At 62.2% G+C, this 5,131-nt stretch carries 4 protein-coding genes; 2 read left to right on the top strand and 2 right to left on the bottom strand.

Features of this window, described 5'->3' with window-relative positions:
* Positions 1-1,348: phytoene desaturase family protein (locus PDO_RS09855; RefSeq protein WP_007601109.1), on the bottom strand; the 1,348-nt coding region annotated here is incomplete at its 3' end.
* Positions 1,335-2,954: a phytoene desaturase family protein gene (locus PDO_RS09850; RefSeq protein WP_007601106.1), complete on the bottom strand. Its 1,620-nt coding sequence runs from the start codon at positions 2,952-2,954 to the stop codon at positions 1,335-1,337. The genes PDO_RS09855 and PDO_RS09850, both read right to left, overlap by 14 nt.
* A gap of 340 nt (positions 2,955-3,294) precedes the next feature.
* On the opposite strand from PDO_RS09850, the gene PDO_RS09840 reads away from it, so the two are divergent.
* The gene (locus tag PDO_RS09840; protein ID WP_007601101.1) at positions 3,295-3,963 is read left to right on the top strand and encodes a TetR family transcriptional regulator C-terminal domain-containing protein; all 669 of its coding nucleotides are present in this window, start codon (positions 3,295-3,297) and stop codon (positions 3,961-3,963) included.
* Between the two features lie 23 nt (positions 3,964-3,986).
* Positions 3,987-5,060, top strand: coding sequence for an ABC transporter substrate-binding protein (locus PDO_RS09835; RefSeq protein ID WP_007601099.1), 1,074 nt, complete (start codon positions 3,987-3,989; stop codon positions 5,058-5,060).
* Positions 5,061-5,131: the final 71 nt, after the last annotated feature.

Here is a 5,131-nt window from a genome sequence, read left to right as displayed (position 1 = left end):
TCTCGATATCCGGTGGTGCCATGAGGCGTGCGGCGCGCACGGTGCGGCCAATACCCGGCGCATGACGTTCCAGAGCGGCAAGGGCCGTGGCCTCCAGTCTGCTTCGCCCGTGCTCCCACCCCTCTTTCAGCGCATAGGGCACAAACGGGATGAGAGCCGACAGCGTCGCGGCGCCTGACGGGGCAAGCGAGGGTTGCGCCAGGCTCGGCAGCATCACCTCCATCACCGGATCTGCAGGAAGCTCGCCGTATTTCGAGGGATTGAAGGCGGTTTCCACATGCTCCATCGACCGGCCGATCACCAGTCGGCCGGTGAGCGCGTCCTGCGGCACTCCGGGGAAAGACGGCGGCACATCGAGGGCGAGGTCAAGGCGCGCGACATTGCCCAGCGAGCGGATATTGCCGATGGCGCGGCGGAAACCGGTGCCGATCTCGGCGGCGTCGACGAGGGTGAGGAACGTTGTTTTTGGATGAATGGCGGCGACGATGATCGGTGCCGTGAACGTCTCGCCGCTTTCCAGCACGACGCCGCTGACGACACCCCGGTCGGCCAGGATGCGGGCGACGGGAGCACTGGTTCTGAGAGTCACGCCGGCCTTCACCGCACCGGCGACGAAGGCTTCGCCAAGCGCGGCCACGCCCCCCTCGGGCACGAACTGGCCGCCGACGTGTCCGTTCGCCTCGCCCGTCAGGCGATAGTAGAGGCCGAGCAGGGAGGTCGGAGAACGTGGACCAAGCTGGACGCCGAGTGTGGCGTCAAAGGCGATGAGCGCCTTCAGGCGATCGTCGGTCAGGTATTCGTCGCCGATATCGGCGACATTCATTAGCAGCATGCGCAGGAAGTCCCGGCTTTCCTCGCGACCCTTGAGCAGAAGCGCGAGACCTGCCGACCCCAGCGCGGCAAGGTCTGAAATCCCGACAGCCTTGAGCGGTGGAGGCGTACGCTTGAGGAAGCGTCGCAGGATCCCGGCCTGTGAGATCAACGTGTCCCGCAGGAGCCTGAACCGGTCTGCCTCGTCCTTGGAGACGCCTCTGATTCGTTCGCCATAGGCACTTTCCAGAATGGCGGGCTCCACCCGATCAGACAGCACTACGGTCGGAACGTCCCGCCCGCCTGCCAAGTTGTCGGGCAGGGCGAGAAGCTTCGCCACATCCGGATCCAACCGGTTGACGATCTGGGCGGGACCGTTCGCCTGGAAACCCGGATGAAAGCTATCACCGCGCAAGGCGCCGCCGGCCTTCTGATGCGCCTCCAGAACCATGACCTTCCGCCCACCGCGGGACAGCGCCGCTGCAGCAGTCAGGCCGTTGTGACCACCACCGATCACGATCGCATCAAATGACGTCATGGGCCTTACTCATATGTTGTCGGCCGAGCTTGAGGTCGCGCAGGATTTCCACGGCGGCGTTGCGGCCTGGGGCGCCCATGACGCCACCGCCGGGGTGCGTCGAGGAGCCGCAGATATAGAGGCCCTTTACAGGGCTCCGATACTGGGCATAGCCGGGAAGCGGCCGGTTGAAGAGGAGTTGATCGAAGGTCAGTTCGCCCTGGAAGATATTGCCTTCCGTCAACCCGACCTCTGCTTCGATTTCGCGCGGGGTGCGCACTTCCATGTGCAGAATGCGGTCCCGGAAGCCCGGCGAATAGGCGGCGATCTGACTGACGACCGTTTCGGCGAAGGCATCGCGGTCGGCATCCGTCCAGTCCCGTCCCTCGACTTTTGGCGGGCAATATTGCACGAAGCAGCTCATAAAATGCTTGCCGGGCGGCGCCATGGTCGGATCCAGCGTGGTCGGGATCATCATATCCACGAAGGGATCGGCCGACCAACGCCCGTCCTTCCAGTCGTCATAGGCACGCTCCATACGCTCTACGCTGTCGGTGAAGTGCATGTCGCCGCGAATACAAGTGGAGCCTTCCGGCAGGGCCGGAAACTCCGGCAGGCTGTCGAGGGCGATGTTGAGCTTGCCCGATGAGCCGCGCATCTTGAAATGACGCACACGGTGCACGAAGCGTTCGGGCAGGTCCTTTTCCTCGACGAGCTTGAGGAAGGTGCGTTTCACATCGGCATTGGACACGATCGTGCGGCCGCGCACCTCTTCGCCATCTGCCAGTACGACGCCGGTCGCCTCGCCGCCGCGTGTGAGAACCTTCTCGACATCGGCGCCGGTGCGGACCGTCCCGCCGGCCGCCTGGAAAGAGCTGGCAAGCGCCCGGCTGATCGCGCCCATGCCGCCACGGGCATAGCCCCAGGCGCCGACCGATCCGTCGACTTCCCCCATGTAGTGATGCAGCAGCACGTAAGCCGTGCCGGGCGACATCGGCCCGAGCGCGGTGCCGATGATCCCGGAAAGGGCGAGATAGGCCTTGACCACATCGGTCTCGAAGTACTCGTCTAGGAAATCGGAGATGGACATGGTCCAAAAGCGGAGCGTCGCAGTCATCTCTGCGGCCGAAAAGTCCCCGAAGCGCTTGGCGAGAAACAGAAGTTCGCCAATATCGCGCGGCTTGAAGGAAAAGGGATCCGGAGCCGTGCGCATCAGCAGAGGCTGGATGAAGCGGCATTGGCGCGTCACGTCGCGGGCGTAGCGCTCATAGGCCTCCGCATCGCGTTTCGACCAGCGGGCGAATTCGCGCCGGTGGCTGTCGTGGTCCCGGTAGGAGGCCAGATAGTCGCCGTCCCGCGTGAAGACCGCGCCGCCCTCGTAGGAAATGACCTGCAGCCCATGTTTCGGCAGCTCAAGATCACGCATGATTTCCGGCCGGAACAGTGAACACACATAAGAGCAGTTGGAATAAAGAAAACCGGGCGTGAGTTCGCGGCTGGTGGCCGCGCCTCCCACCCAATCGTTCTTTTCCAGCACCAGAACGTCGAGCCCCGCCTTCTGCAAATAGCAGGCGGCAACGAGGCCGTTGTGACCACCGCCGATCATCACCACGTCATGGGTCTTCATGCTGCCCCCAATCATGCGTTTCATCAAAAGTGAATGAAAAACGCATGCTTGTCCATCCATATTGAATGAACATTCAGCAAGTTTGTTGCAATGTTCGAAGAATGGGCTACTCTCATGCGGACAAAAGGACGGTGAGGATGGTCGAGGGTTTCTTGGGGCATTCAGGGGAAAAGGGCAGGGCGGATGGCCGCGTGTTCCACTCTCGGTTCACGCGCATCATTTGCAAGAAGGTTCTTGACAGTGACGGCTGCGGTCGCGCTCATCTTAAGGCTGATGAACCGGGTGCGTAGCGATGATGCTTGAGCACGCGGACGGATACGTTCGGAACTGGACCCAGAGCATGAAGTCGATAGACGCCCTCCCGGATGCGGGAATTTCCGGCGACAGGAAGGGCCGCAAGGCCTCCAAGGAAACCCGCCAGCAACAGCTCATCGAGGCGACGATCGATTCGCTGGCAAAACGTGGCTATGCGGAAACGACGCTTGCCAACGTGGCCGATGGGGCCGGTCTGTCGCGCGGCATCGTCAACTTCCACTTCGAAAGCAAGGAGCGGCTTCTGATCGCCACGCTGCAGTTCATGGCGGACGAGTATGCCGGCCACTGGATGGGGGCCTATGAGAAAGCCGGCCCATCGCCTGCAGCCAGGCTCTGGGCGCTCGTCGCGGCTGATTTCGATCGCAAGCTCACAACGCGGCGCAAGCTTGCAGCATGGTGCGCTTTCTGGGGCGAGGCGAAGTCGCGGCCGACCTATCAGGCGCTCTGCGGCGCGCGGGATGCCAGATATCAGCAGCTGTTCGAGGATCTCGTCACGGCATTGAAAGAGGAAGGTGGCTATTCCTTCGAGCCTCAGGCGACGACGCTTGCTTTGTGCGCCACGCTCGAGGGCTTGTGGTGGCGCCTGATGATGAATGACGGCCTGACGCGCGAAGCGGCGCATGCGGCGGCCGTTGAGTTCCTCGTCGGACTTTTCCCGCGGCACATGACCCGCGAGGGTCCCGACCCGACATAGCAACAGAGATCAAGGAGACCGGCATGAAGCCCAAAACTGCATTACGACTGTCCGTCCTGCTTTCCGGTCTCCTGGCAAGCGTCGCGCCTCCCGCGGCGGCGGCCGATACGATCGTGGTGTTCGACTGGGCCGGCTACGAGGATCCCGCTTTCCACCCCACCTATACGGCGAAGTTCGGCAGCGAGCCCGATTTCTCCTTCTTCGGCGACGAGGAGGAAGCTTTCCAGAAACTGCGCTCCGGTTTCACGGCAGACCTCGCCCATCCCTGTTCACAAAGTGTTGCGAAATGGCGAGACGCAGGCCTGCTGGAGCCGCTCGACACGTCCAAGCTTGCCAATTGGAACGATGTCCTGCCCGGCATCAAGGCGATGAAGGGGCTGATGACTGCGGACGATGGTACGGCGTATTTTCTGCCCTTCGAATGGGGGAATACGGTTCTCACCTATCGCACAGATACGGTGAAGCCGGAGGATGTCACGTCGCTCAAGGCCTTTGCCGATCCGAAGTTCAAGGATCGCGTGTCGATCGGCGACAATGTCGATGATGCCTATGCGCTGGCGAGCCTGGCGATCGGGGTGAAAGACTGGACCATGTTGACGGACGAACAGTTCAAGCAGGCGTCCGACTTCCTGCGCGCAGTGCACCAGAATGTTCGCCTCTACTGGACAGACAATACCGACCTGAGCCAGGCCATGGCCGGCGGCGAGGTCGATCTCGCCTGGGCGTGGAACGAGACGGCGACGACACTTGCCGCAGACGGTGTTCCGGTCGCCATGAACAAGGACACGACGGAAGGCATTTCAACCTGGGTCTGCGGCTATGTCCGTCTCAAGGGCGGCGCCGGCAGCGAGGATCAGCAATATGGCTTCCTCAATGCCATCACCGACCCCGCCATCAGCGGCTACATGGTGGAAAGCTGGGGCTATGGGCATTCCAACGCTCAAGGCATGGCCGCAGTCGATCCCAAGGTCCTGGCCGACAAGGGATTTGCCGACATCGACAAGTTCACGAGCAACACTCTCTTCCAGTCGCCCATGCCGACGGAGCTGCATCAGCGCATGATTGCGGAGTTCGAGAAGATCAAGTCGGGCTATTGATCAGGGATGCGCGTGAGAGCATCAGTACGTAGGCTTTGGCGCTTTGTTTTACACCACGGCCCGCGGCGACG

Origin of the sequence: Rhizobium sp. PDO1-076 (assembly GCF_000247475.1) — a bacterium.
GTDB lineage: Bacteria > Pseudomonadota > Alphaproteobacteria > Rhizobiales > Rhizobiaceae > Allorhizobium.
The sequence above is the reverse complement of the archived record's forward strand: the minus strand, read 5'-3'. Positions and strand labels throughout refer to the sequence as shown.

What these genes read in the sequence shown, in the direction of transcription:
- PDO_RS09850 (WP_007601106.1), bottom strand. Translation starts at nt 2,954, where the DNA reads ATGAAGACCCATGACGTGGTGATGATCGGCGGTGGTCACAACGGCCTC.
- PDO_RS09840 (WP_007601101.1), top strand. Translation starts at nt 3,295, where the DNA reads ATGAAGTCGATAGACGCCCTCCCGGATGCGGGAATTTCCGGCGACAGG.
- PDO_RS09835 (WP_007601099.1), top strand. Translation starts at nt 3,987, where the DNA reads ATGAAGCCCAAAACTGCATTACGACTGTCCGTCCTGCTTTCCGGTCTC.